The 26,208-nt window shown below is 39.4% G+C and carries 24 protein-coding genes and 1 tRNA gene; 19 read left to right on the top strand and 6 right to left on the bottom strand.

Annotation, left to right across the window (positions count from 1 at the left end; translation table 11 throughout):
- Positions 1-261: 261 nt before the first annotated feature.
- From FYJ25_RS10720 to rffA, 3 genes are all read right to left on the bottom strand, one after another.
- Entirely contained in the window at positions 262-1,443 is a 1,182-nt protein-coding gene (locus FYJ25_RS10720; protein WP_096241328.1) for an ATP-grasp domain-containing protein, read from the bottom strand.
- 136 nt (positions 1,444-1,579) lie between these two features.
- Positions 1,580-2,629: a glycosyltransferase family 2 protein gene (locus tag FYJ25_RS10725; RefSeq protein WP_242970739.1), complete on the bottom strand. Its 1,050-nt coding sequence runs from the start codon at positions 2,627-2,629 to the stop codon at positions 1,580-1,582.
- A gap of 221 nt (positions 2,630-2,850) precedes the next feature.
- Positions 2,851-3,981: a dTDP-4-amino-4,6-dideoxygalactose transaminase gene (gene rffA, locus FYJ25_RS10730; protein ID WP_021907658.1), complete on the bottom strand. Its 1,131-nt coding sequence runs from the start codon at positions 3,979-3,981 to the stop codon at positions 2,851-2,853.
- Between the two features lie 289 nt (positions 3,982-4,270).
- Here rffA and FYJ25_RS10735 point away from each other — a divergent pair, with 289 nt between their 5' ends.
- From FYJ25_RS10735 to FYJ25_RS10785, 11 genes are all read left to right on the top strand, one after another.
- Positions 4,271-7,522: a YfhO family protein gene (locus FYJ25_RS10735; RefSeq protein WP_154581294.1), complete on the top strand. Its 3,252-nt coding sequence runs from the start codon at positions 4,271-4,273 to the stop codon at positions 7,520-7,522.
- A gap of 72 nt (positions 7,523-7,594) precedes the next feature.
- On the top strand, positions 7,595-7,981 hold the full coding sequence (locus FYJ25_RS10740) for a BlaI/MecI/CopY family transcriptional regulator (RefSeq protein WP_096241326.1): 387 nt from the start codon (positions 7,595-7,597) through the stop codon (positions 7,979-7,981).
- A gap of 485 nt (positions 7,982-8,466) precedes the next feature.
- On the top strand, positions 8,467-9,381 hold the full coding sequence (locus tag FYJ25_RS10745) for an L-lactate dehydrogenase (RefSeq protein WP_243145734.1): 915 nt from the start codon (positions 8,467-8,469) through the stop codon (positions 9,379-9,381).
- Between the two features lie 34 nt (positions 9,382-9,415).
- Positions 9,416-10,441: an ABC transporter substrate-binding protein gene (locus FYJ25_RS10750; RefSeq protein ID WP_096241324.1), complete on the top strand. Its 1,026-nt coding sequence runs from the start codon at positions 9,416-9,418 to the stop codon at positions 10,439-10,441.
- Between the two features lie 54 nt (positions 10,442-10,495).
- Complete coding sequence (locus tag FYJ25_RS10755; RefSeq protein WP_021907663.1) at positions 10,496-11,437, top strand: ABC transporter permease; 942 nt, start codon at positions 10,496-10,498, stop codon at positions 11,435-11,437.
- Positions 11,434-12,210, top strand: coding sequence for an ABC transporter ATP-binding protein (locus tag FYJ25_RS10760; protein ID WP_096241323.1), 777 nt, complete (start codon positions 11,434-11,436; stop codon positions 12,208-12,210). The genes FYJ25_RS10755 and FYJ25_RS10760 overlap by 4 nt, the downstream gene beginning before the upstream one ends.
- 350 nt (positions 12,211-12,560) lie before the next feature.
- On the top strand, positions 12,561-12,737 hold the full coding sequence (locus FYJ25_RS10765; protein WP_154581296.1) for a hypothetical protein: 177 nt from the start codon (positions 12,561-12,563) through the stop codon (positions 12,735-12,737).
- Between the two features lie 485 nt (positions 12,738-13,222).
- Positions 13,223-14,509: a hypothetical protein gene (locus FYJ25_RS10770; protein WP_154581297.1), complete on the top strand. Its 1,287-nt coding sequence runs from the start codon at positions 13,223-13,225 to the stop codon at positions 14,507-14,509.
- Between the two features lie 35 nt (positions 14,510-14,544).
- Positions 14,545-15,258 carry a DUF6320 domain-containing protein gene (locus FYJ25_RS10775; protein WP_154581298.1) on the top strand — a complete coding sequence of 238 codons (714 nt, stop codon included), beginning with the start codon at positions 14,545-14,547 and terminating at the stop codon, positions 15,256-15,258.
- A gap of 59 nt (positions 15,259-15,317) precedes the next feature.
- A complete protein-coding gene (locus tag FYJ25_RS10780) occupies positions 15,318-16,388 on the top strand; it encodes an alpha/beta hydrolase (protein WP_242970737.1) in 1,071 nt (356 codons plus the stop codon).
- A 188-nt stretch (positions 16,389-16,576) separates the two neighbouring features.
- Positions 16,577-17,137 (top strand): stage V sporulation T C-terminal domain-containing protein, encoded by a 561-nt coding sequence (locus FYJ25_RS10785; RefSeq protein WP_021906370.1) that lies wholly within the window; start codon positions 16,577-16,579, stop codon positions 17,135-17,137.
- 205 nt (positions 17,138-17,342) lie between these two features.
- On the opposite strand, the gene FYJ25_RS10790 is transcribed toward FYJ25_RS10785, so the two are convergent.
- Together FYJ25_RS10790 and FYJ25_RS10795 are read right to left on the bottom strand one after the other, a co-directional pair.
- Positions 17,343-17,582, bottom strand: coding sequence for an RNA-binding S4 domain-containing protein (locus FYJ25_RS10790; RefSeq protein WP_005348435.1), 240 nt, complete (start codon positions 17,580-17,582; stop codon positions 17,343-17,345).
- A 60-nt stretch (positions 17,583-17,642) separates the two neighbouring features.
- Positions 17,643-17,918 carry a non-specific DNA-binding protein Hbs gene (locus FYJ25_RS10795; RefSeq protein ID WP_005348434.1) on the bottom strand — a complete coding sequence of 92 codons (276 nt, stop codon included), beginning with the start codon at positions 17,916-17,918 and terminating at the stop codon, positions 17,643-17,645.
- Between the two features lie 181 nt (positions 17,919-18,099).
- Between FYJ25_RS10795 and yabP the strand changes: the two genes are divergently transcribed.
- The 8 genes from yabP to ftsH all read left to right on the top strand — a co-directional run bounded on the left by yabP (position 18,100) and on the right by ftsH (position 24,920).
- A complete protein-coding gene (gene yabP / locus FYJ25_RS10800; RefSeq protein WP_021906369.1) occupies positions 18,100-18,381 on the top strand; it encodes a sporulation protein YabP in 282 nt (93 codons plus the stop codon).
- Positions 18,382-18,831, top strand: a complete 450-nt coding sequence (gene yabQ, locus FYJ25_RS10805; protein ID WP_147608177.1) for a spore cortex biosynthesis protein YabQ — start codon at positions 18,382-18,384, stop codon at positions 18,829-18,831.
- A gap of 19 nt (positions 18,832-18,850) precedes the next feature.
- Entirely contained in the window at positions 18,851-19,324 is a 474-nt protein-coding gene (locus tag FYJ25_RS10810; RefSeq protein ID WP_154581299.1) for an FtsB family cell division protein, read from the top strand.
- A gap of 87 nt (positions 19,325-19,411) precedes the next feature.
- A tRNA-Met gene (locus FYJ25_RS10815) sits at positions 19,412-19,485 on the top strand.
- 191 nt (positions 19,486-19,676) lie between these two features.
- A complete protein-coding gene (locus tag FYJ25_RS10820) occupies positions 19,677-21,068 on the top strand; it encodes a SpoIIE family protein phosphatase (RefSeq protein WP_021906366.1) in 1,392 nt (463 codons plus the stop codon).
- Entirely contained in the window at positions 21,058-22,440 is a 1,383-nt protein-coding gene (tilS, locus tag FYJ25_RS10825; RefSeq protein WP_167513820.1) for a tRNA lysidine(34) synthetase TilS, read from the top strand. Before FYJ25_RS10820 ends, tilS begins: the two co-directional genes overlap by 11 nt.
- 34 nt (positions 22,441-22,474) lie before the next feature.
- Positions 22,475-23,074, top strand: coding sequence for a hypoxanthine phosphoribosyltransferase (gene hpt / locus FYJ25_RS10830; protein ID WP_243145735.1), 600 nt, complete (start codon positions 22,475-22,477; stop codon positions 23,072-23,074).
- 4 nt (positions 23,075-23,078) lie between these two features.
- Complete coding sequence (gene ftsH, locus FYJ25_RS10835) at positions 23,079-24,920, top strand: ATP-dependent zinc metalloprotease FtsH (RefSeq protein ID WP_154581305.1); 1,842 nt, start codon at positions 23,079-23,081, stop codon at positions 24,918-24,920.
- A 596-nt stretch (positions 24,921-25,516) separates the two neighbouring features.
- Here the strand turns inward: ftsH and FYJ25_RS10840 are convergent.
- Entirely contained in the window at positions 25,517-25,864 is a 348-nt protein-coding gene (locus tag FYJ25_RS10840) for a hypothetical protein (RefSeq protein WP_154581303.1), read from the bottom strand.
- Positions 25,865-26,208: the final 344 nt, after the last annotated feature.

The raw sequence follows: 26,208 nt of genomic DNA on the forward strand, positions 1-26,208 counted from the left end.
TCTGTAAAGATAGTCGCTGCGAGCCAAATGCCTGTCTGGCATTTGCTCTTGCTCCGACATTACAGATCTATGCTATTGTTTTTTACTTTCGTATTTATTTTCTGACTTTGATAAATTGGAGGGATGATTTTTACCGGTATTTTTACCATGTACCTTTGATAAATCGAGGTAGGTATTACGGATAGAGCAAAAAAGAAGCGTTTAGCGCAACGGAACAAAATGAAAACACAAAATCATTCCTTCTTTTTTGCTTATCATCTTCTACTCTACTACGATCTCTACTTTATCCATAGCTTCGAAGAGCAGTTTCTGGGCATCTTCTAAGGTTTCTCCTTTGGTGATGATATGTCCGATACGATGTGGTCCTACGTGGAACTTATGTACTTCATCGCCCGGTTGATAATCGAATTCAACTTCATAAATATTATCATTTGGTTCATTATGGTCTGTTTGGGACTTGATGATTCCGTCTTTATCACTCATGAGAAGATGGCTGGCATTTGGTACAAATGGTTTGTCAAATGTAAAGGCAGGGTCTTCGCCAAGAGCAGTTTTTAAAATCTTTTCGTAGTAGTCAAATCCGTAGTAAATAGATGTTAGCTCAGCAAGGCAGGTAGCGCCGCAGCGTCCGCCGAGTTCTAATACGTAGGTTTTGTTGTCTTTTAAGATGAAATCGGCATTGATAGCACAGTTGTCAAGCTGCATTGCTTTTACTGCGCCGCGAAGCTGTGCTTTGGCATCTTCGATGACATCTTCGCTTAAGTTATATGGTGCAAAGTGTCCGATTGGTACGCCGGTGTCTCCGTGGAAAACGTAATCTCCATGAGGGAGGATAAACTGTACTTCTCCGTTGTATACGAATGCCTGTGCTCCGAATTCTTCGCCTTCTACAAATTCTTCGATCAAGAAGTAGTCTTTTCTTGTGTTTTCTTTTACATACTGCATAGCAGAGTCAAATTCTTCATAGGAATCTACACGAGTGATTCCGCGGCTGCCTGAGGAGTCTACAGACTTGAAGATCAGTGGGAATTCCAGTCCCTCGATTGTCTTTTTAATATCTGGATCTGTGAAGAGAACCTGGCGGAAGCGGGCAGTACGTACACCGTATTCTTCGTATTTGGTTTTCATAAGCATCTTATCTACGGCGATCTGTGCTGCTTCATAGGAAAGTCCGGCAAGTCCCATGGCATCGCATACTTTTCCAATAGTGATAACGCATACATCGGTACCGGTTGTAACGATTCCGTCAATCTGTTCTGCTCTTGCAATCTCAAGAATCTTTTCATCATCTACGGTATTTTCATAATATACTTTATCAGCTAAAGCAAATCCTGGATAGTTTCCGGGAATGCTGACAACAATCGTATATAATCCCATTCTTTTTGCTGTTTTAATTAAAGGAACCTGATAGATACCGGCTCCGAGAATCATAATTTTCTTCATGATGACCTCCTGATTGATTATGATGTACTCTCGGAGTCTTTCTCACAAAATCAAGCACAAAAAGATTCCGAGAGTACATTTATGATGATATAGTTTTCGTTATTTCTTCGTTATCTATTCATTATTTATTCATTATCTATTCGTTATCTGATGGTTCGCAGCTATTCTTTGCAGAAATAGTTTCTGTTGGAAGTACAGGTTCCACAGATGTTGCTGTATCCGGAGTATTCGCTGTGTCCTGGATTGCTGCAGCAGTGCTGTTTTGTGAAATTACTTCCCGTACAACGAACTGTGGCTGTTTGTTCATTCCAAGGAACATGCGTCCAAGGTATTCTCCGATTGTTCCCATGAATAACATGATAAGACCGGAGAAGAAGCAGATGGCACACATCATGGAAGGCCATCCAAGAGCCATCATAGGATTGACGAGTTTACGGATTACGATAATAAGTGCGCCAAGGATACTTAAAATAGAAAAGAAGTATCCGCAGTAGGTGGACAGTCGTAAAGGAACAACAGAGTAGCCCATAATGTTAGAATATAGCTGGATGAGCTTCTTTAATGTGTAACCGGACTGACCGACTTCACGCTCAAAATGTTTGATTGGAACGCAGCTTATGTTTCGGGTAGTACGTAAGAAGAGTCCCTGTAAATGTGTGTATGGACTCTGGTACTGGATAACGTAGTCTCTTACGAACTTACGGATAACCCAATAGCTGGATGTCTTCATGTCTTTGGGTTTTCCGATAAGGATTCGAACCGTGATGTAATTTAAAAAACTTCCAAAGTTGCGGAATGTGGAATGCTTTTTATCGGGATAGTAGCCATAAACAATATCGTAGCCTTTTTCAATCTCTTCCAGCAGAAAATGAAGCTGGGAAGGGTGCGTCTGCATATCATCATCCATCGCGATCAGCAGATCTCCCTGTGCATAGTTAAGCCCTGCCATAACGGCATTATGCTGTCCGGAATTCTTTGCTAAAGAAATTGCTTTTACAAAAGGATAGTCGGCAGCAAGAGAACGAAGTTCTTTCAGTGTTGCGCCATCGTCTGGAGAATAGTCGTCTACGAGAATAAATTCATAGTCCGGACGACCCAAACGATCTAGCTCCGCACTGGTCAGTTCGACTACTTCACGAATGGTTTGTGAAGATTTATAGCAGGGTATGATAATCGAGTGTAACACGAGTTTTGCCTCCTGGTAGTTTATTATGTACTCTCGGAGTCTTTCTTGCACTTGCTTTTGTGGCTGATTTTCCGCCAGCCGCACCCGAATTTCATCAACGTACGCACCGCGTACGCCTCAAAAATTTGGGCACAACTGACAAAAAATCTTCTCACAAAATCAAGCACAAAAAGATTGCCGGAGTACATTTATTATGTACTCAAAAGATTCCTGAAGTACATTTATTTTGAATAAAATTCTTTAATCTTTTCACATACAGTAAGAACTTTTTCTTCTTCTAATCCATAATAAAGAGGAAGACGAAGGAGACGTTCGCTTTCTTTTGTTGTGTACTTATCTTCTCCATGGAAACGACCGTATTTCTGTCCGGCAGGTGCTCCGTGAAGAGGAATGTAGTGGAATACGGAAGAGATGTCGTTCTCTTTTAAGTACTGGATCAAAGCGGTACGTTCTTCAAGAGTTTTCGCCTTGATGTAGAACATATGCGCATTGTGGACACAGCCTTCTGGAATAAATGGAAGTTCAATGTGTCCGGCTTCTTTTAAAGAAGTAAGGTTCTCATAGTAAGTATTCCATGTATGCATACGGTTATCGTAAATCTCATCGGCCATTTCTAACTGCGCGTAGAGATAAGCGGCATTCATATCACTTGGCAGGTAGGAGGAACCCGCTTCTACCCATGTATATTTATCAATCTGGCCGCGGAAGAACTTACTTCGGTTTGTACCCTTTTCACGAATGATTTCCGCATTGTCAATATTCTCTTTATCGCGGATTAAAAGGCAGCCACCCTCTCCCATGCTGTAGTTCTTTGTTTCGTGGAAACTGAAACAGCCGTAATCACCGATGGCGCCTAAAGCCTGTCCTTTATAGGAGGACATAACCCCCTGTGCAGCGTCTTCGATTACGAGAAGATTATGGCGTTTTGCGATATCCATGATTGTGTCCATCTCGCAGGCAACGCCGGCATAGTGAACAGGAACGATTGCTCTAGTCTTCTCTGTGATAGCATCCTCGATTAACTTCTCATCGATGTTCATTGTATCCGGACGGATATCTACAAAGACGGCAGTAGCACCACGAAGAACAAAAGCATCTGCGGTAGATACAAAGGTGTAGGATGGCATGATGACTTCATCCCCAGGTTTGATATCTGCAAGGAGAGCAGCCATCTCTGTAGCGTGTGTACAGGAAGTTGTCAGAAGAGCCTTTGCTGTTCCGGTATGGTCTTCGATCCACTTGTTACACTTCTTAGTGAATTCTCCATCTCCACTGATCTTGTGGTTCTGGATTGCTTTTGCCATGTATTCTGTTTCCTTTCCCGTAAATGGGGGAATATTAAAATTAATCATAAAAATTCCTTCTTTAAATTAAAATAAGTGGTTAGCAGTTACGGTATGAAGTAAAACGGCATACCTTCTCATCATTATAGCAAAAATAACAATAATTGTATAGAGAAGGAGTAATGAATTTCTGCCATTTCTTGACGGCAAATATATTTAATTATATAATAAAACAGTTGTATCTGTTCACAAAAAATAATTTTTTTGTTTTTTGATAGTTACAGGTAGCTTTTTTAAGAAAAAAGTGGAGAAATCTTTTTGTTATAAGAAAATAAAAATAACTTTGAGGGAGAAGAGAATGGTTAAGTTAGCAATGTACAGTTTACTAATTGTAATTACGTTTTTTGGTGTAGGTGCTTTTTCCGGTAAACTCTTTGTAAAGTTTCCAGACAGGGAACAGCGGGAAGAAAAGCTTATGTGGATTTTTCTTACATTTCTTATGATGTATTTCGCAAGTGGTTTTTGCATACAGATGATTACCGGTCATAAAGGGTTTTCGTTGTCGCTGGTAGAAACGATTACCATGCAGAAGATTGCGCCGATTGCAGGTCTGTTTTTATGTGCAGCCGTTATATTTGCACTGGAGATTCCAGCGGCGGGTCTTTTGAAAAAGGGTATGGAAAAGCAGAAGAGTATGCTGATTAGTGCCGGAGTATCTGTGGTCAGTGCAGTAATCTTATTTGTCTGGAAAAGAGCAGCACTTACAGAACTTGTTATAGGCGGAAAGAATTTTACGATTCTTGGTATTTTGGTGTTTGGCATTTTTTATTATGCCGGTTTTTATCTTGTGTATAAAAGAACACAGGAACGTGCAAAGGTTCAGCCGGTTTCCTTAAAGAAAGAGGAGTCTTTATGGAAACAGAAGGTGGGAGCATTTGCGAAAAAACACCCACTTCTTTGTTATATGATCTGTTACACCGGAGGTTTTCTTGTTTTAGTTGTCATCGTTTTTTCTACAATGATCTTATCGAATAAAGCATTGGTGTGGAAGATTGATGCGATGCCACAGTATTTCCCATATTTAAAATATATGGCAAAGTTCTTGAGAGAATCTGTAGTAAGTATGCTGCATGGGGACTTTAACTTGAAAATGTATGATTTTACGATAGGAATGGGAGAAGACCTTCGTTCTGTTGTAAGAACATATCCAACGAATTTCCTTGGGGTATTCGTACCAGACCGTTATATGGAAGTTTTTTATAATTTCCTTATGGTATTACGTTATTATCTGGCAGGACTTGCATTTACCGCATACTGCCGTTACAGAAAGAAACCATGGATTCCTACCTGTATTGTTTCTTATGTATACATATTTAGTGGATACATTATGTGTCTTGGAATCAGACATCCTATTTTTACAGCGCCGCTGATTTATCTGCCAATGCTTTTGATCGCATTAGACCGACTGATTACAGATAGAAAAGTATTGATGTACAGTTTGTTTGTAGGTATCTCCATGTTTACGAACTACTACTTTTTATATATCAATACCGTAGCAATGGGAGTATATGCGCTTATCCGTTTTGCACAGACTTATAAAAAAGACAAAGTTAAAGAATTCTTTGCCATGATGGTCCGAATTATTTTATCATATTTGCTGGGATGCTGTATGGGAGCAGTCTCTTTCCTGCCTACGATTGTAAGAACGTTAAATTCTGACAGAGTTGGTTTGAGCAATGCTAAAATTGCTACAGATAATCTGGTGTTTTATTATATCCAAAGACCGGGAAAGATATTGGCAGGATTGATATCGAATTCGTATGTGCCGGAGTATGACAGCTGCCTTGGTTTTGTAGCGCTTATGGTACCGGCGCTGGTTGTCTTTTTCCTTAATAAGAAGAAGGAAGAAAGAGGATTGAAGGGAATTATTATATTAGAATACATTGCATTACTAGTTCCATTTTGTGCATTTGCCATGTCTGGATTTAGTACGATCAGTAATCGCTGGGTTTATATTGTGACATTTACGTTATCTTATATGATGGTTCTTGTGTTTGATGATCTGCGAAGTCTTTCTAAAATACAGGTAATTATACTTTGTGTTGTAACAGTGGCATATTATCCGATCTGTAAATATATGATTGAAGATAATGTAATGGAATCAGAGACAACATTCCGAATGCTGGTTGGGGCAGTTCTGCTTATTTTACTTATTAACTGTATGAAGAAGATAACAAAGATGCAGTATTATACAGCGATGATGGTATTTATAGTAGTATCTTTAGCAGTACATGGAAGAATGCTCTATGACCTTGGTGGTGTAGTAGATACCTTTATGTATAATGGTTCTATTTCCGTAAAGTTTGAGCGTTCCCCGTATCTGTTCTTTACAGATATTTCAGATGATAATTTTTATCGTGTAGATACTTCTTCTGCAGATGATGAATTTGAAAATACAGGTCTGGTACTGGATTATAACGGCGTATCCATGTATAATAGTGTTATCAATAAAGGAATGGTAAAGTATCATAAAGATTTGGACAGTATAGGAATCAGTGCGGTGCACCGTATTTATTCATTTGATAATCGTACGGCGTTAGAAGCACTTGCTAATGTACGATATTATATGATCCGAAAGGAATTTACGCAGAATCTCCCATATGGATTTTCTAAGTATAAAGATTATAGTACAAAAGCTCATGAATATACAATTTACAAGAATGATTATCCGTTATCTATCGGATATACGTATGATAAATATATTGATAGTGAAGAGTATGAGAAGCTGTCTGCTATCGAAAAACAACAGGTGATGCTTGAGGCGGCAGTTCTTGATACAAAGAATGTAAAGAGTCTTGCGAAGGGGGATACCAGATCCGTTTCGGATAAGATTAAGTACGGAACGGTTACGGTAAAGGATACAGATGGTGTTATTGTGAAAGAAGACCGGATTCGCTCCAAAAAAGAAGAAAGTACACTGACTCTTTCTTATGAAAAGAAAAAGGGATATGAAGCTTATCTGATGATTGATGGAATGACAACGAAGAAAGCGCGTATTAAGGCGAAAATCAGCACAGATGATATGGCAAAAAATATAGTGATTCGTAATAATAATCTGACCTATGCGCTTGGAAGAGACAGCTATCTTATTAATCTGGGGTATAGCGATACTTCAGAATCAGAAGATGTGACATTTACGATTCCAATCAAGGCAAAGATTAACTATAGCGATGTAAAAGTATGCTATGTTCCAATGGATGATTATGTTTCACAGATTGAGGAGAGGAATGAAGAGTCGCTTCAGAATGTCTTGACAGATAAGAATAATGAGGTCAGTGGAAATGTAACCCTTTCTTCTGATAAGGTTATGGTATTTTCTATTCCGTATTCTTCTGGCTGGAAAGCATACGTGGATGGAAAAGAAACTTCTGTTTTCAGAGCGAATACGATGTATATGGGAATTAATTTAACGAAAGGTTCTCATAAAGTGGTACTTCGTTATAATTCACCGGGCTTACATCTTGGAATGATGGCATCTGCAGCAGGAATTATCATATGGATTCTATTAGCAGTCGCTTCAAAGAAAAAGAAGCAAAAAGGGAATCAATAAAATGGCAGATAGGAAAACTATATGAAACGTAATAACGTGCATATATAAAAATTTTAAGGAGAGATATTTATTATGGTAGAACATCTGACAAAAAGTGAATTAGCCATTATGGAAGTAATGTGGGATCAGGAGGACGCTCTTACCGCAACAGAAATTATTAAAGTATCCGGGGATAAGGAGTGGAAGAACAGTTCGGTACATTTATTGGTAAATGCATTACTTGAGAAGAAGTTTATTGAAGTGGTGGGCTTTAAGAAAACAACTAAGAATTATGCCCGCACATTTAAACCGACAATGACAAGAGAACAGTATCTGACCCGTAAGGTTCTTGGACATATGAAGCCGGAAGAGAAAATGAATATTTATAAAAAGTTATTAAAGGAAATTGACGATCCGGAATCTCTTAGAGATATCAAGAGAAACATTGATGCACGATTAAAAGTATTAGCAAATCAATAGTTGACTTTCCCTAGTATATGGGTATATAATCAACTCATCTTAAAAAATGAATACAGCGGACATTTAATTAAACCGATGATGTGGAAGTTAGGGCGATTGATGCACTTACAGAGAGACCGGGATGCTGAGAACCGGACAGAACGCAGATTGTCAAGTGGGCCATGGAGGGCAGTGTGAACGGCAGGATACCTGCTTATTAGCAGCGACGTGAAGACATACGTTAGTTGTCAGGGATATGATGCGTATCCTGTGAGTGCATGAAGAGTTTCATGAAGCAAGGTGGTACCGCGGGAGAAGTTTTAGAATTTTACCCGTCCTTGACAGATAGAGAATATTTGTCAGGGACGTTTTTTTATCTCAGTCGAGAAGACTCCCATCTCTTTCAGGAGATTACGTTTCTGTAAAAAGATTCCTATTTCTATAATGGTGAGGAATGAAAAGGCTGTATGAGTATGTTTTGATAATTGTGGATAAGGAGGATGAAAATGCGAAAAGTTGTGATTATCGGAGCTGGTCATGTCGGTTCCCACTGTGGATATACATTGGCACATTCGGGGATAACAGATGAGATTGTTCTTGTAGATGTGGATAAAGATAAGGCATATGCACAGGCGCTTGATATTGCAGACAGTGTTAGTTTCTGTGAGAGAGAGACAGTGGTCAGAAGCGGAGATTATAAGGATTGTGAAGATGCAGCGATTGTTGTTATAGCAATCGGAGAGGCGAGAAAGCCGGGACAGACAAGACTTGATATGTTAGGTCGTTCGGTGGAAATGCTAAAAGAGCTGCTTGCACAGCTGAGTCCTTACAAGATTTCAGGAATTGTTGTGACGATTACAAATCCGGCGGATATTGTAGCGGATTTTGTAAGAAAGGGGCTTGGATTAGAGAGAAACAAAGTATTTGGCACAGGAACTTTACTTGATACAGCAAGACTGATTCGGACACTCAGTGAAGAATCTGGTGTGTCAAGGCATTCCATCCAGGCTTTTTCACTTGGAGAGCATGGAGATTCTTCTATGATTCCATTTTCAACAGTAACAATCGGAGGAATTCCATTTGATGAGTATAACATTTCAAAGGAGAAAGTTTTAGAAGCAACAAGACAGATTGGAATGACGATCATCGAGGGCAAAAAGTCAACGGAATTCGGTATCGGCAGAGCTTTAACTGAAATGGCAGCCTGTATCCTACGCGATGAGAAAAAAATCATGCCTGCTTCCGTTCTTCTTCAGGGTGAATACGGACAATATGATGTACACTGCGGTGTTCCTTGCCTCATCGGAAAGAATGGAATTGAGAAGATTATAGAACTTCCACTGACAGAAGAAGAGCAGGAAATGCTTAATAGATCTTGCGAGATTATAAAGCAACATATTGAAACGGCAAGTCAAGATTAGAACTTCGGACAACAGATATAGAAAGGAAAAGAAAATGAGAAAGATGAAAAGATTTGTAAGTGCAGTGATTATGGCAGCAATGGTTGGTACGCTTTGTTTAACAGGATGTGGCTCTGATAAGAGTGCAGAAGGAAGTACAGGAAATAAGTCAGGAAAGCAGGTTACGGTGGCAGTTGTACAGCCGATGTCACACACTTCCCTTGATCAGATTCGTGATACGATTACTTCTGAACTTGGAAAAGATGAGAATATTAAAGTAGTAACGGATAATGCAAATGGGGATACTACTGCATTAAGCTCTATCATTGAAAACTATAAATCAGATGGCGTTGATATTGTTGTGCCTATCGCAACTTCTACCGCGCAGACAGCAAAGAGTGTTTATGATGGAGAAGATACCCCGATCGTATTTGCAGCAGTTTCTGATCCGGAAGCAGCAGGTCTTACAGGAGAAGATTGTGCGAACATCACAGGTGTTTCTAACAATATTCCAGCAGATGAAATCGTTAAGCTGATCGCGAACTTCCAGCCGGATTATAAGAAGATTGGCTTCCTGTATACATCCAGCGAAACAAACTCCGTATCAACGATTACAGCAGCAAAGAAATACTGTGATGATAACAAGATTGCTTATGAAGAGTCCTCTATTGCTAACGTTTCTGAACTTCAGACAGCTGTAGAATCTCTGATTTCCAAAGGAGTAGATGCTCTTTATACCGGTAATGATAATACAATCGCTTCCGCAATGGCAACATATACAGATGCTGCTTATGCAAAGAAGATTCCTATTTACTGTGGTGCAGATTCCATGGTTGCAGATGGTGGATTTGCAACAGTTGGTGTAAATTATGTACAGCTTGGAAAACAGGTTGCTGACATGGTAGAAAAAATTGCAAATGGGGAGAAGCCTTTCGATATTCCTTATGAGACAATTTCTGATTACGCCAAATACGTAAATATGCAGGCTGTAAAACAGTTTGGCGGAAACTTTGATAAAAAGGCATTTGAAGGATTTGATGTACTTGTAGAAGAGGACGGAACAAGTCATTTTAATAAATAATTAAATGCATATGATGATAAATTATGAAACATAATTAGAATTGAGGATAGAAACATGAGTGAAATAGCAGGTATGTTAGTTTCCGCTCTCGGCCAGGGGTTTATTTATGCCCCTATGGCCCTGGGCGTTTTTCTGACATTTAGTATTTTAAAAACTCCCGACCTTACTGTGGAAGGGAGTTTCGTATTTGGAATGACCTCTTGTGTTATCATTTCAATCGCAGGTCATCCGATTTTAGGACTTATTGCCGGTACACTTGCCGGTGCGGCGGCAGGGCTTTGCACAGGACTTTTACAGACAAAGTTAAAAATAGAACCGATCTTATCCGGTATCCTTACAATGACCGGCTTGTATACAGTAAATTATGCTATTTTAGGCGGACAGTCTAATCGTTATTTACAGTATGAGACAAAGAACAGCCTTGGGGTTACAGTAAATAAACCGGCAGATACTGTATACAAGATGTTTCAGAGAGCATTTGGGCAAAATATGTCTTCTAGTATGGTTGCATTTTTACTTACTATGATTATTGTGGTTATAACCTGTGCGGTACTTGTTACATTTTTTCGTACAAGAAATGGTATGGCGATTATTGCGACAGGAGATAATGAAGAGATGGTTCGTTCCTCCTCGATCAATGCAGACGTGTCAAGGATTGGCGGCGTAATGATATCCAATGCGTTAGTTGCATTTTCCGGAGCATTGCTTTGCCAGTATCAGAAATACGCAGACTTAAACTGTGGAAATGGTATGCTTGTTATGGGGCTTGCCTCAGTAATCATCGGTCTTACATTCTTTGGAACCCATTCAGTGACAGTGCAGGCAGTTGGTGTTGTTCTTGGATCATTGCTATACCGCATTATCATTCAGCTTGCTTACAAAGTTGATATGCCAAGCTATGCAGTCAAATTATTATCAGCAGTTATCGTTGTGATCGCATTAGTTATCCCATGGCTGCAGAAGAATTATAAAAAGAAAGGGGGCAGCCGCAAATGAGTAGTCAGTTAAAACTTGTGGATATTACAAAAAAGTTTGAGGCGAATACTGTCAATGAAAAGGTTGCCCTTGATCATTTGAATCTTACAGTAGAGCCGGGGCAGTTTGTCACAGTTTTAGGCTCAAACGGTTCCGGAAAATCAACGATGTTTAATGTTATTCTCGGAAGCCTTTTTCCAGACGAAGGAAAAGTATATTTAGGGGATAAAGACATTACGAAATTAAAAGACTACAAACGTGCCTTAAACATCGGATGCCTTTACCAGAATCCACTTCGTGGAACAGCTCCGAACCTCACCATTGAGGAAAACCTTGCCCTTGCTTACACAAGAAAGGCTTCCCCATCTTTCTTTGCCTTAAATAAAAAAGACAGCTCCTATTTCAGAGAAGTTCTTTCCACCCTTGGAATGGGGCTTGAAGACAGGATGAAAACGAAAATTGGACTTCTTTCCGGAGGACAGCGCCAGGCGGCCTCTCTTTTAATGGCAACGATTGCGGAGCCGGAACTTTTATTACTTGATGAACATACCGCTGCGCTTGACCCTGGTGCAGCCGAAAAAGTTATGGCATTAACGAAAAAAATCGTTGAGGAAAATAAAATTACTACGTTGATGATTACGCATGATATGGAATATGCTCTGGAATATGGCAGCAGGACGATCATGCTTGATTCCGGAAAAATAGTTATGGATTTGACCGGAAAAGAACGAGAAGAAATGACAACCGGGAAATTAGCCGAACTCTTTTATGGAAAAGCACATAAGAGAGGTTAATTTTGTAAGGTTGTAAAGTAGACGAACACCGGCAATGTAAATAGATATAAATTGTTCCGTATCACTGCACTCTTAATGCTCAACCGCATTAAGAGCTTGCTCCAAGTCACAATTTATATCTATTTACATTGCCGGTGTTCTGTTTATTCCAATCCGACAAAATTAATTCAAAGATTTGGGGATGGTGACAGGAAAAATTAGAACTCTGGAATATGTTATCTGCTCCATCTTCATAATCACTGATTTCGCCGTTTTCATAGACTTACAAATTAAACTTCCTCTTGCATAAAGCTGATACGTTTTGATATTATCTTTCATTGGAGAATGATATAAGAAAGGATGTGAAGGAAATGTGTAATTTAAGTCAGGGGATTAGGGAAGAAGCATTTGAAGAAGGACAGGAAAAAGGAGAAAAACAAAAATTAGTTAGAGTAGTTACTAAAATGCATGAGGCAGAGTTCCCTTTAGAGCAGATAGCAGCGATAGCAGAAATCAGTGTGGAGAGGGTGAAAGAGATTATAGATTAATTTTGTAAGGTCGTAAAATAGACGAACACCGGCAATGTAAATAGATATAAATTGTTCCGTATCACTGCACTCTTAATGCTCAACTGCATTAAGAGCTTGCTCCAAGTCACAATTTATATCTATTTACATTGCCGGTGTTCTGTTTATTCCAATCCGACAAAATTAATTCAAAGATTTGGGGAAGAATGCAACATTTTGTGTTAATATATATATCAGATGTGAGATGACTCCCACCTCTGTAGGTGGCGAGCAACAAATCAGTATCAGTGGGGGAGTCAATCTCCCATCTGATATAGCCTCCGGCAGGGCGCACATTGTCCGGTGGACAATGGTTTTGCGCCGACCGAAACGGAGTGTAGACTTGCAGAGATGCGCAGAAGAAGTATGTCATGCATTGCATGACGCGCATCTCGCAGCAAGAATGCCGGGGCATTCTTGAAAAAACTGCGTGAAGAGTATCATACAGACAGGAGTATAAGATAGAGATGAAAAGCAGGGTTCAGAAAAAAGAAATGCGTTGGGAGAAGCTTGATAATACGGCGAATCTTTTTCCGGTTATCGCGAATGAGACGATGACAAATGTATATCGAATTGCGGTGATTCTTTCTGAAGATATCCGTCCGGAGTGTTTGCAGGAAGCGTTAGAGCAGGTTTTGCCCTGGTTTAATACGATGAACGTCCGGATGCGAACAGGAATGTTCTGGTATTATTTTGAAACAAATACAAAAGGGAAGCCTGTTGTGCGGGAAGAACAGGATTTCCCTTGTCGTTATGTGGAACGTCATGAGAATAGAAATTATCTTTTTCGTGTTACTTATTATAAAAATAGAATTAATTTGGAAGTATTTCATGCGCTTGCAGATGGAATGGGTGCAGTGAATTTTTTAAGGGAGCTGACATATCAGTATTTGAGGATTTGTTATCCGCAGCTTTCGGGTGAGATGGGTGACCGGCTCTGTGATGATACGTCGCTTGATACGGAGGACAGTTATTTAAAGAATTATAAAAAGGCAGGGAAGAAGACTTATAAGTCTGTTCCGGCAGTGCATATGAAGGGAGAACATCTTGTTCGAGGTGAACTAGGGACTATTCATGGGTATATGTCAGTGAAGCAGCTTAAAGAGAAGGCAAAAGAGCTTGGAATGAGTATTAATGAATATTTATCTGGCATTTTTGTATACAGTATTTATAAGGGATATTTGCATGAAAATACTTCAAAAAAGCCGATTGTACTTTGTGTTCCAGTGAATTTGCGGCCGTTTTTTGAGTCGATGACAACGAGAAACTTTTTTGCGATGGCGAGTGCTGCCTTTTTACCGGAAAAGGAAAAATATGAGCGGCAGGAAGTCATGAAGCTTGTGCAGAAAGAGTTGAAAAAGCAGATAACGCAGGAAAATCTGGAAAGGATGATTGCCTATAATGTGTCAAATCAGAAGAATTATGCATTGCGGGTCGTACCTCTTTTTTTGAAAAAACCGGCAATAAAGTTTGTATATTTAACGAGTGCAAAGGCAACAACAACAACGATTACAAATATGGGAAGAATGGTAGTAGATAAAGCATATGAACCATATATTAAGCGTTTTCAGATCATATTATCGCCTTCTGTCGGGCAGAATACAAAAGCAACGGTCTGTTCTTATGGGGATGAGCTGACATTTACATTTAGTTCTCTCTTAAAAGATACATCTGTACAGAAAGTATTTTTCCGCAGTCTTGTGGAGGATGGTATTGAAGTGGAGATTGAAACGAATGGGGTGTATTATGATTAATAAAAACTATTTTTTGATGGGAGGTGCGTTTTCCCATGAATAAATGTAAAAGATGTAATGTATGGGTTGCAGATGATACGATGGTGTGCCCGCTCTGCCACACGATTCTGACAGAAAATAAACCGATGGAACAAAGTTTGGATCATAACGCAAATAAAATGCAGGGAGTGCAGAGACCGGGTTATCCGGATGTGAAGAAGAATACAAGACGCTTTCGAAAAGCAGGAAGAATTCTTTTATTTATTTCGCTGGCGGTGGAGATGCTTCTTGCATTTATCAATTATCTGACTTTTGATGCTGCTCCGAAGTACTGGTCGGTTGTAACAGGGGGAATCATTGCGTATCTGATTCTGACCCTTTGGGATATTTTCAGCAGAAGACAGGGGCATATCCGAAAGATTTATACACAGATTTTTGTTATACTGGGATTGCTGGTGCTGATTGACTATTCCCTTGACTGGAAAGGGTGGTCACTTGAATTTGGCTTACCATGTATTATTTACGGTCTGGTTCTTGCGATTATCATATGTATGAGTGTTAATTCCTCAAGCTGGCAGAATTATCTTTTGATGCAGCTGGCGGCAATTGCTTTAAGTATCGTGGATGTTGTATTACATTTTAAAGGGTATTTTCATCATATTGTACTTGCCTGGATCGCACTGGGGCTGTCTGTACTTTTATGGAGTGGAACGATGCTCATCGGAGACCGTAAGGCAAAGAATGAATTAAAAAGAAAGCTGCATATATAGCATGTTTGAAATTTGAATTTATAGTTTATTATAAAATAGTAAATGAACAGGAGATGTGAATGAGCAGAAGAGATTTGGGGACAAGTATCAGAAGAAGAGGAAAGACTGTGGACAAGTCGGCAATGGAACAGATGCTTCGGCGGGAACGGGCGATGCGTAAGAAACGCAGGAAGCAAAAGTCAATTAGTCTGGCGGCGGCAGTGTCAAAGAATGTAATCGCGCTTGCGACTTCTCTTCATGGAATCGGTCCGTTGATTCAGGACGGAACATTACGAAAGAGAGTGGCAGATATGGAACCGGCATGGCATCCGCCAAGAGGGTTTTCGCTGGTGCCGATTGAGATGTCGAATTTTTCAATGGAATTATTGTTGCATCAGATAGGAGACAATGCGGGGGATTCTGAACAGGTAGATACGGCCGAGAGATTATTGATGGAGAACCGAGAAGTTGTTTTACAGCTTCATGGTGGTGGATATATTGGAAAGATTCGAAATGCTTATCGGGACTTTGCAGTATTATATGCGAAAATGCCTGGAAAGAGGGCAGTTCTTTCTGTGGATTATCGTGTTGCACCGGAAAATCCGTATCCGGCCGCATTAGAAGATGCCTGTGCAGCATATGAATGGCTTCTTGAGATGGGATGTGCGAGTGACAAGATTGTTGTTGCCGGAGATTCTGCCGGAGGTGGACTTGCCTTAGCGCTTTGTCTTTATTTAAAAGATAAAAAGAAACCATTACCAAAGAAGTTGGTTTTAATGTCTCCATGGACAGATTTGGCAGCGACCGGAGATTCCTATGAAACAAACTTTGAAAAAGATCCACTGTTTGGCAACACGACGGACAGTATGATCTACAATAATGCATATTATGGGGATAACGATTCGAAATTGCCATACATTTCCCCGCTTTACGGTGATTATGAAGGGCTTCCTCCAATGCTTTTTCAGGTAGGAGGAGCGGAAATGCTTTTAAGCGATAGTGTAAGAGCAGCGAAAAAGGCAAAAGCTGCCGGATGTGAAGTTCACCTTACAGTTTACGATGAAATGTTCCATGTCTTTCAGCTTGGAATGAAAATGATGAAAGAATCCAGAAATGCATGGAAAGAAATCGAAGAATTTCTGAACTGCTAAGTGAAAGAAGAACCATCATACTAATGTATATTTTTATCCAATTTCTACATACTACCGATAAGACACTCGATATGAAAGTATAAAGTTGTGATTTATGCGATTTATTTGATGTACTCCCGGAGTCTTTCCTGTGCTTGATTTTGTGAGTACATAATAGTTATGAAGGAGTATGCAGGAGGAAATATATTATGAAGGCAACAGGAATTGTAAGAAGAATTGATGATCTTGGAAGAGTTGTTATCCCTAAAGAGATAAGAAAGACTCTTAAGGTAAAAGAAGGGATGCCGCTTGAAATTTATACGGATAAAGAGGGCGGAATCGTATTGCGAAAGTTTATGCCCTTTTCGGAGATGTCTGTTCTTTCAGAAGAATTTGCTCAATGTGTGGCACATCAGACAGATAAGATCGTGTTTATTACAGACAGGGAAAAGGTAATTGCTGCTGCCGGAGATGGCTTAAAAGGTATTGTTGGTAAGGAAATCAGCCATAGCTTAGAACGTATTTTAGATGACCGAGACGAATCGTTGCCATTAGCTGAACGAAGTCGCTTTATTCCAGTTGTAGAGGGCATGGATGGTGCAGATGAAGTGAAAAAAGTAGAACAGGTCCGTCAGATGATCCGCAGTAACGGACAGATTATCGGTTCTATTATTATACAGTCCAAAGACCCAAAGTATAAAGTTGGAGAGTTTGAGAAAAAGGTTGCGATGGTAGCTGCTGAGTTTTTGGGCAAACAAATTACGATTTAAATTATCTCAGTCAAGAAGACTCCCACCTCTTTTAGGTGGTGAGTGACTGCTCGACTTGAATGTCGATGAAAACAGTAAGTTAGTCATAGATAAAACTTAAAAAAGTCATTATGTAAAACTGCTTCGTATCACTGTTGGATGAATGCTTAGCCACATCCGTCATTGCTCTAAGGCGCAGTTATTACATAATGACTTTTTTATCTTTTTATAAATAACGGAAAAGTTCCTTTGCTTCGTCCTTCTTAGCGGTGTCTTTTACGTCAAGGATCTCGGCTTTTACGGTCTTGTTTCCAAATTGGATTTCAAGAACATCGCCATTCTTTACGTTAAGGCTTGCCTTGGCAGTCTTGCCATTCACAAGAACACGACCGGCATCGCAGGCTTCATTCGCTACGGTGCGGCGCTTGATCAAGCGTGAAACTTTTAAAAATTTATCCAGTCTCATAAATGTCCTCCCGGACGCTGACCTTTAATGCCTTCTATGAATGTGTCAGCAAACTAGAGATTAGTTGTTTACTTTCTCTTTTAAAGACTTCATAGCTTTGAACTTAGGAGCTTTGGAAGCTGGGATATGAATTGTCTCTTTTGTTCTAGGGTTGATTCCGTCACGAGCTGCTCTTTCAGTTACTTCGAAAGTACCGAATCCAGCTAACTGAATCTTCTCGCCTTTGCTGAGTTCATCACCAACAACATCAATGAATGCCTTTAAAGCCTGATCAGCATCTTTTTTTGTTAACTCTGTTCTCTCTGCAATTGCTGCTACTAATTCTGTTTTATTCATGATAAATTCCTCCTGATATTCTTACAATTGACTCGTTGAAATATCGCGCAAAAGCGCATGTACTTCAATAGTTATAACGGTTTTAGCGATGTTTGTCAAGGTGTTTCCTGTAATTTTTCCAGGGTTATATATTTTATTTGTAGTACATATAATAAAAGAAATAAAAATGAGGATAAAACTTATGGAAGAAAGAATTTTGAAGAGTCATAAGATTTCGATTTTTAACCGGAGCAGCGGAATTATAAGCGGAGTAAAAGAAGTGATTTCGTTTGACCCCAATGAAATTATTTTAGATACAGAACAGGGGATGCTTATGATTCAGGGAGAGGAACTACATGTAACAAAACTTACGGTGGAAAAAGGAGAAGTAGAAATAGAGGGACTTGTATACAGCATGGTTTATTCGGATGAAGGAGGAATGACAGGGGAAAAAGGGGGCTTGCTAAGGAGGTTATTCCATTAGATGGAAAACAGGAAAATAGCAGAGGAAATCATAAGACAACTGCAGCTTTTTTCTCTTAGCGGGGTATATGGTGTTCTTCTTGGAATCTGGTATGAATTCTTCCGTATATTGCGAAAAACTTTTGTACATAAAAATAGAATCGTCCATTTGGAAGACATCATTTTCTGCCTTACGGCGGCAATCGGACTGTTTATTTTATTTCAGGTATATAACCAGGGAATGATACGTTTTTATTGCCTTTTTGGAGTAGAAGGTGGTGTGCTTCTTTATTTTTTTGTATTGAGCAGATGGGTTGGAAAAGTTCTTTCTTATCTTGTTGGATTTTTTTGCAGGATTATAAAAATTGCAAGAGGGATTTTTGGTTTTCCCGGAAAAGTAATTGTGAAAAATACGGGTAAAACATTGAAAAATATGCGTAAAACTATTAAAATAATAAGAAACCATAAATAATAAAGGAAAAGCAGAGAAAATGAAAAAAATAAAAAAACGGAAAAAACAAAAGAATAGTAAACAGTTTAACAGACAATTTAAAAAGAAGTTTTTTACGAAGAAGTCTGCGATCATTATAATCTGCACAGTTGTTATTCTCGGAGCATTTGGTATAGGATATCAGAAGGTTGAGAAGAAAGCAGCCAAATATCAGAAAACGATAGATGAATTAAAAACGGATGTCAAGAATATAGAACAGACGAATAAAACACTTGAGAAGGAGAATAAGGGGATCGATACGGACGAGTTTAAAGAGCGGATTGCCAGAGAACGTCTTGGAATGATCAAAGAAGGTGAGATTTCTTTGCAGGAAGCAAAAGAAGGTGAAGAAGCCAGTACCGGTACTTCATCAGAAGATACCAGTGAAGAGAGTAGTAAAGAAAGCAGTGGGGAGAGCAGCAAAGAAGAGACACAGACAACAGAATCTGCAGATTCTGAAATGGATACTCCATAGAAAATATTTAAAATAATATTTAAAATAATTCATAAGAATTGCTTGACACATTTGCAAAAACATGGTATGATATTGCCTGTTGAGTGCGGCGGGATAGCTCAGTTGGCTAGAGCACGCGGTTCATACCCGCGGTGTCGCTGGTTCAAATCCAGTTCCCGCTACTACGATTAAGACCCGGATGGGTCTTTTTTTACTTTACAGGAAATTGCTTTCCTGTAAAGTAAAAAACGCTCCGCGAGAATGTGCCAAGGCACATTCTTTGTTTTTTAATAAAGCAGAATGCTGTTTTCGACATTATTATCTGGTGGGATTTATTATAATGTTTCCTAGGTTGTATGTGGAGGGGAGCATTATGCATAATAGAAATTATACCGAGCAGGATGCCATACAGCGCCTGCTCCTTTTTGAAGAAGGACTTTCTGGAATTATTGGTCTGATGAAAGAAGAAAAAAAGGATGTTTCGAAAGATGATATGGACTTTTTATGTCAGTCCCTTACACAGGATGTATGCAGAAAATGTCCCAAATATAGAGAATGTTATGGAGTAAAGCAAAAGGAGACGATCGGAGAGATCGCATCTATATTAGAACAGGCTTACCAGTGTTCCGGTGTAGATGGACGTATGGCTTCAGCAAAGTTTCGCAGAGCCTGTGTTTTTTTTCAGCCATTTATGGAGGAAATCTCCTGGCTGTACCGCCTCATTTATCAAAATATTTACTGGGAACAGCGATATGATGAGTTGAAGCAGGTGATGTGCAGGCAATTAGATGAGCAGCGTCTGTTTATAAAAGAATGCAGAGGCCATATGAAAAAGGGAGAAGAAATACAGGGGAGAAAGAAGATTGCTCTAAAGAATCTTTTTTTCAGGAATGGACTTCGCTTTATAAGAGGACGGGAATATGTGGATGGAAGTGGGCTGTTACAGCTTACGGTATTCGTATGCCCGATTTTGGGAACGAAGAAGAGTGTACTTGTAAAAGAATGTCTTGAGAAATATTATGAAAAGGCCTTTTATAAAGGGATGGAAGGAAGCTGGCTTCATCCGGGAGAAAATCGTCTTTCTTTTATAGAAGAAAATGGTTTCCATATTCTTTTTGGACAGAAGTGTTGTAATAAAAAGGGTGAGAATGTATGCGGAGATACGTTTTCGTTTACGAATTTTGGACGAAAGAGGGCAGTGATGCTTCTTTCAGATGGAATGGGAACAGGGAAAAAGGCATATGAGGATAGCCGGAGACTGATCGAGACATTAGAGGACTTGTTAGAGGCTGGTCTTTCCGAAGAATTTGCGCTGGAAATGATACAGGACGCCTTGCTTTTTCAGGACAGGAAAGCATTTTCTACCATTGATGCGGCTGTAATTTCGTTAAAAACAGGAATATTGAAACTTTTAAAAGCGGGAGGGATGGCTACATTTATCCGGCATCGAAATTCAGTAGAACGTATCGTGCCGGCGGCACTTCCCCCGGGCTGCCGAATCAACCAGCAGTTTGACTTGAAATATAAAAAGCTATATGATGGGGATATGGTCATCATGGTGTCAGATGGAATGTTGGAGTTTGAAAGTATGCCTGAAATTCCATTTCGCATGGAAAGCCTGATTGAAAAAATAAAGACAGATAACGCACAGGTCTTTGCAGATCAACTGATAGAGGCTGTTCCAGTGCTTGAGGATGGTTATGATGATGACCGCACAGTACTGGTCGCATCAATCTGGGAGAAAGGACACAGAAATGTGGAATAAACAATGGGAGCGCGTGGACCGCTTTTTGAAAAAATGGAAGCTGATAGAAAGAGGAGACCATATTTTGCTTGGTATTTCCGGTGGGGCAGATTCTGTCTGTCTGGCGAGATATTTCCTTGCAAAAAGGGAATCTCTGGCTCTAAATTTGTACGCAGTACATGTAAATCACATGCTTCGGGGCGATGAGGCAAAAAGAGATGAAGAGTTTGTCCGGGAATTTTGCCGGCAGTGGAACATTCCTCTGCATGTAGAATATCGTGACATAAAAAAAGAAAGTTGTGAGAAAAAGTGTTCAGAGGAAGAGGCAGGGAGACTTGCCCGATATGAGTGTTTTACAAACTATGCCAGGCAGCATCAGTGTAGTAAGATAGCAGTAGCCCATCACCAAAATGATGTGGCGGAAACGATTCTTTTCCGGATGATACGTGGGACAGGCGTGCAGGGAATGGCGGGGATTTTACCTGTAAACGGAGAGATTATTCGACCGTTTTTATGTCTGTCCAGAGAAGAAATCATAGATGTTTTAAAAGAATTAAAGCAGGATTATGTGGATGACAGTACAAATAAATGTGAGGAATATAGCCGGAATTACATCAGGCACCGCATTTTACCGGAAATGGAACATATCAATAAGAAAGCAACGGTACATGTCAGTGAACTTGGAATGCAGATGCAGGAATTATTGGCGTATATTGCACCCAAAATGGATGCATTATATAAGGAAAAGGTAGTTCACAGGGAAAATGGAGAATTGTTTCTGGAAGAACAGGTATTTTATGAGATGGATCTATTTGAACAAAAGGAAATCTTGCGGCGAATGCTTTTTGAAACATGTGGACATCAAAAAGATATTTCACTTGTACATATTGAGCAGCTTCTTACGCTCATGGGGAATCAGGAAGGAAAACAGCAGGATTGTCCTTATAATGTTCTCGCAAGAAAGACAGGAGAAGGATTGGTTCTGACAAAGAAATCGAAATCTGTGAAATCCGCAGAGCAACCCTTAGAAAATTCCTTAGAAAATCCGCTCGAAGCTTCCTTAGAAGTAGAATTTTCTATTTTACCATGGAATGGCGGTAAAGTTGCAAAAAGGGATTGTGTGAAATACTTCGATTATGATAAAATGAAATATAAACCCTGTTTAAGAACCAGAGAGAGCGGCGATTATTTTATTATGGATAAAGAAGGCCACCATAAATCTCTGGCACGTTATTTTATTGATGCGAAAGTTCCTTCTGCCGATAGAGAAAAGCAGGTTTTGCTGGCAGATGGATCCCATATCATGTGGATCTTGGGAGGACGGATCAGTGAGTTTTACAAGGTAAGCAGCGATACAAAGCGAGTGCTTAAAGTATCGGTGCAAAAAAGATAAGAAAGTAAAGAATTTTAAAATGGAGGACACAAAGATGGCAGATAAAATTAATGTTTTAATTCCAGAAGAGACAGTGGATGCGAAGATTAAACAAATCGGAGAACAGATCAGTAAAGATTATGCAGGTAAAGAAGTGCATTTGATTTGTATTTTAAAGGGCGGTGTATTTTTTGCATGCGAACTGGCAAAGAGAATCACTGTACCAGTTTCTCTTGACTTTATGCAGGTATCTAGTTATGGTAATGCAACAGAAAGTTCAGGAATCGTACGTATTAAGAAGGACCTTGATGATACGATGGAGAATAAAGAAGTAATTATCGTGGAGGATATCATTGATTCTGGAAGAACACTTCATTACCTTATTCCTGTATTAAAACAGAGAAATCCGGCAAGTATTCGTCTATGTGCTCTTTTAAATAAGCCGGACCGTCGTGAAGTAGAAGTTCAGATTGATTATCTTGGATTTGATATCCCAGATGAGTTCGTTGTAGGATACGGACTTGATTATGCGCAGAAATATAGAAATCTTCCATTTATCGGAGTTGTAGAGCCGGATGCAGCAGAAGATGCTCCGGAAGAAGCAGAGGGAGCAGAGAATGTTACCGGGGAAGAGAAAGGAGAAAACGTTGAATAAAAATATGAGAAATACCGCCATTTTACTGGTGGTATTCTTAGCGGTATATATGTTTGGCAATTATTTTGCCGAGAAGAACCTCATGTCAGGAGGCAGAAGCAGCTCGTATTCTTATGAGAGATTCGAGTCCGATATTGCAAAGAATAAAGTAAGATCAGTGGAGGTAGTGCAGAATGCACAGGTACCGACCGGTTCAGCAATTGTAAAGCTAAGTGACGGAGAGAAAAAGGTAGTGCATGTGACAGATGTGAATAAAGTCATTGAACTGGCACAGCAGTATAAAGTAACCTGCCATGTAGATGATGTAAAGTCATCTGATGCAGGCTGGCTTTCTATGATACTTCCCTGGATCGTTATCGGTGTGATTCTTATGTTTATGTTTGCTATGATGAGTCGTGCATCCGGAGGAGGTGGCGGTGGAAACAAGATGATGAATTTTGGAAAGAGCCGCGCAAAGATGCAGGATCCGGGAACACAGAATATCCGCTTTGATCAGGTTGCCGGATTACAGGAAGAAAAGGAAGAATTAAAAGAAATCGTAGATTTCTTAAAGAGTCCGCAAAAGTATATTGAAGTGGGAGCCAGAATTCCAAAAGGAGTTATCTTAGTAGGCCCTCCAGGAACCGGTAAAACATTACTTGCCAAAGCGGTTTCCGGCGAGGCAGGAGTACCATTTTTCAGTATTTCCGGTTCTGACTTTGTAGAAATGTTTGTCGGTGTCGGAGCTTCTAGAGTAAGAGATTTATTTGAAGATGCGAAGAAGAACGCACCATGTATTGTTTTTATTGATGAGATTGATGCAGTCGCAAGAAGAAGAGGAACTGGTCTTGGCGGTGGTCATGATGAAAGAGAGCAGACATTGAACCAGCTTCTCGTAGAGATGGATGGTTTTGGTGTGAATGAAGGAATCATCGTGATGGCAGCAACAAACCGCGTAGATATTCTTGACCCTGCTATTTTAAGACCGGGTCGTTTTGACCGTAAAGTAGCAGTTGGCAGACCAGATGTAAAAGGAAGAGAAGAAATCCTTAAAGTTCACGTGAAGGGCAAACCGCTTGCAGAAGATGTAGATTTACATCAGATTGCCCGCACAACACCGGGATTTTCTGGAGCAGACCTTGAGAACCTTATGAATGAAGCAGCGATTCATGCAGCAAGAAATAATGCACGCTTTATCCGTATGGAGGATATTAGAAAGTCTTTCATTAAAGTAGGAATCGGAACAGAGAAGAAGAGCCGCCTTGTACCGGAATTAGAGCGTAAGATCACAGCCTATCATGAGGCAGGTCATGCGATTCTTTTCCACCTTCTTCCAGACGTAGGACCTGTTTATACGGTATCGATCATCCCTACTGGTATGGGAGCCGCAGGCTATACGATGCCGGTACCGGAGAATGATAACGTATTTGAAACAAGAGGCCGTATGATCCAGGAAATCAAAGTAGGTATGGGTGGACGTATTGCCGAAGAATTAATTTTTGATGATGTAACTACAGGAGCTTCTCAGGATATCAAGCAGGTAACCGATACCGCACGAAGTATGATCACGAAGTTTGGTATGTCCGAAAAGCTGGGCTTTATCAACTATGAAGAGAATACAGACGAAGTATTTCTTGGACGTGATCTTGGACATTCCAGAAGCTTTAGCGAGGAAGTTGCAAGTATTATTGATAAAGAAGTAAAGAAGATTGTGGATGACTGTTATACAGATGCAAAGAGAATCCTCACAGAAAATATGGGCGTTCTTCATTCCTGTGCAAGTCTTCTTCTTGAAAAAGAACGTATAAGCAGAGAAGAATTTGAGGCATTGTTTAAAAATAACGAAGCAGACGAAGAGAATTTATAGTCTTTTCGACAAATTGACAAAAGGTGTCAGAATTCGAATGAATCTGCACAAAAATTTTTTTCAATTAAATAAAACTTTATGCACACTTTCGGGTGACCCAATGCTATTATAATACTCGTAACCCCCCCAATACATTATATAGTTTTGCTACACCCAATAAGTAACAAAAATACCTTCTCCAAAAAGATGACCGTTCGTTGGTCATCTTTTTTGTGTTTTTCTTTTCATAAAAAGTATTTTTACAAGTACAAAATTGGTGTTTTTCGTTGAATACTGTAGGAAGTTGTTATATATGAACAAAAGATTGAGTTTAATATTGGCAAATAGGGGTATTTCATTGCGAAAAATGCATAAAAAATATTTTGAAATTTCTTCATGTTTATGCACACTTTCGTGGTAGGAAATGCTATTATAATACTCGTAACCCCCCCCAATACATTATAAGTTTTGTTGCATTTAGTGTAACAAGAATACCTTCTCCAAAGAGAGCAGCGATCGTGGCTGCTCTCATTTTTGCATTTATGAAGAATTAATTATTCATTTATTGTATTATAATGATATATGACGGAATATCGAAAAGAGGCTTCGGTATTGTATTAGTTATTTGTATTTTTCCATTTGGTAAAACCAATCTTTTTCATGCTGTATCCATATTTTTTAAGTAAAATGTTATAATTGGAAAAAGCATCATTTATTCGGTAGATTCCTTTGCGAATGTCGTCTGGCCGCGGTTTGCCTTTATAAGGAACAGAAATTTCTTCATCACCATCATAAGGCTCATCTGGATCATTTCCATCATAACATTCCGTCAGGAAAAGTCCCTGTGACTTCCCATCATATAAAGTAGAGATCGTACCATTTACAGAATGAGTATATACAGGATCGACATACAGGTCTCTATAAGAGCTGGAAATCGTACCATTTTTCTTTTTCAGAAGATTCATGGTTAATTCTGTATGATAACTATCCCATGGAGAATCTAGAACGTAATCATAGCTAAAAAGGAGCTTTCCTTTTTCCGGGTAGGCAGTGATACGGACTTCAATAGAATCATCTGTGCCTTTAGGACGAAACTTTGTAGAAATCGTTCTCAGATCTTTTTCTTCTCCTGTACCTTTTTTACCTTTTTTTCGTATAAGGTCATATAGTCTTTTCGCATTAATTGTTATTGACCTCTTAAAATAGCGTAATAATGATTAGCTTGCGTGTCTCTGGATTGTTCTGTATACTGTCATTAGTTTACAGAAAGAAAAAAGTCTCAGAGCACCTTCCCTGGAAAGTCGTGTAC

It is taken from the genome of Anaerobutyricum soehngenii (assembly GCF_009697165.1).
Taxonomy (GTDB): Bacteria; Bacillota; Clostridia; order Lachnospirales; family Lachnospiraceae; genus Anaerobutyricum; species Anaerobutyricum soehngenii.

Bases quoted from the DNA above. Each gene is read 5' to 3' on its own strand.
- yabP (WP_021906369.1), top strand. From the start codon at position 18,100: ATGGAAGAAAGAATTTTGAAGAGTCATAAGATTTCGATTTTTAACCGG.
- hpt (WP_243145735.1), top strand. From the start codon at position 22,475: ATGGCAGATAAAATTAATGTTTTAATTCCAGAAGAGACAGTGGATGCG.
- FYJ25_RS10735 (WP_154581294.1), top strand. From the start codon at position 4,271: ATGGTTAAGTTAGCAATGTACAGTTTACTAATTGTAATTACGTTTTTT.
- FYJ25_RS10780 (WP_242970737.1), top strand. From the start codon at position 15,318: ATGAGCAGAAGAGATTTGGGGACAAGTATCAGAAGAAGAGGAAAGACT.
- FYJ25_RS10760 (WP_096241323.1), top strand. From the start codon at position 11,434: ATGAGTAGTCAGTTAAAACTTGTGGATATTACAAAAAAGTTTGAGGCG.
- FYJ25_RS10775 (WP_154581298.1), top strand. From the start codon at position 14,545: ATGAATAAATGTAAAAGATGTAATGTATGGGTTGCAGATGATACGATG.
- FYJ25_RS10765 (WP_154581296.1), top strand. From the start codon at position 12,561: ATGTGTAATTTAAGTCAGGGGATTAGGGAAGAAGCATTTGAAGAAGGA.
- FYJ25_RS10755 (WP_021907663.1), top strand. From the start codon at position 10,496: ATGAGTGAAATAGCAGGTATGTTAGTTTCCGCTCTCGGCCAGGGGTTT.
- FYJ25_RS10790 (WP_005348435.1), bottom strand. From the start codon at position 17,582: ATGAGACTGGATAAATTTTTAAAAGTTTCACGCTTGATCAAGCGCCGC.
- FYJ25_RS10810 (WP_154581299.1), top strand. From the start codon at position 18,851: ATGAAAAAAATAAAAAAACGGAAAAAACAAAAGAATAGTAAACAGTTT.
- FYJ25_RS10820 (WP_021906366.1), top strand. From the start codon at position 19,677: ATGCATAATAGAAATTATACCGAGCAGGATGCCATACAGCGCCTGCTC.
- yabQ (WP_147608177.1), top strand. From the start codon at position 18,382: ATGGAAAACAGGAAAATAGCAGAGGAAATCATAAGACAACTGCAGCTT.
- FYJ25_RS10750 (WP_096241324.1), top strand. From the start codon at position 9,416: ATGAGAAAGATGAAAAGATTTGTAAGTGCAGTGATTATGGCAGCAATG.
- FYJ25_RS10720 (WP_096241328.1), bottom strand. From the start codon at position 1,443: ATGAAGAAAATTATGATTCTCGGAGCCGGTATCTATCAGGTTCCTTTA.
- rffA (WP_021907658.1), bottom strand. From the start codon at position 3,981: ATGATTAATTTTAATATTCCCCCATTTACGGGAAAGGAAACAGAATAC.
- tilS (WP_167513820.1), top strand. From the start codon at position 21,058: ATGTGGAATAAACAATGGGAGCGCGTGGACCGCTTTTTGAAAAAATGG.
- FYJ25_RS10740 (WP_096241326.1), top strand. From the start codon at position 7,595: ATGGTAGAACATCTGACAAAAAGTGAATTAGCCATTATGGAAGTAATG.
- FYJ25_RS10745 (WP_243145734.1), top strand. From the start codon at position 8,467: ATGCGAAAAGTTGTGATTATCGGAGCTGGTCATGTCGGTTCCCACTGT.
- FYJ25_RS10840 (WP_154581303.1), bottom strand. From the start codon at position 25,864: ATGAATCTTCTGAAAAAGAAAAATGGTACGATTTCCAGCTCTTATAGA.
- ftsH (WP_154581305.1), top strand. From the start codon at position 23,079: ATGAGAAATACCGCCATTTTACTGGTGGTATTCTTAGCGGTATATATG.
- FYJ25_RS10785 (WP_021906370.1), top strand. From the start codon at position 16,577: ATGAAGGCAACAGGAATTGTAAGAAGAATTGATGATCTTGGAAGAGTT.
- FYJ25_RS10770 (WP_154581297.1), top strand. From the start codon at position 13,223: ATGAAAAGCAGGGTTCAGAAAAAAGAAATGCGTTGGGAGAAGCTTGAT.
- FYJ25_RS10795 (WP_005348434.1), bottom strand. From the start codon at position 17,918: ATGAATAAAACAGAATTAGTAGCAGCAATTGCAGAGAGAACAGAGTTA.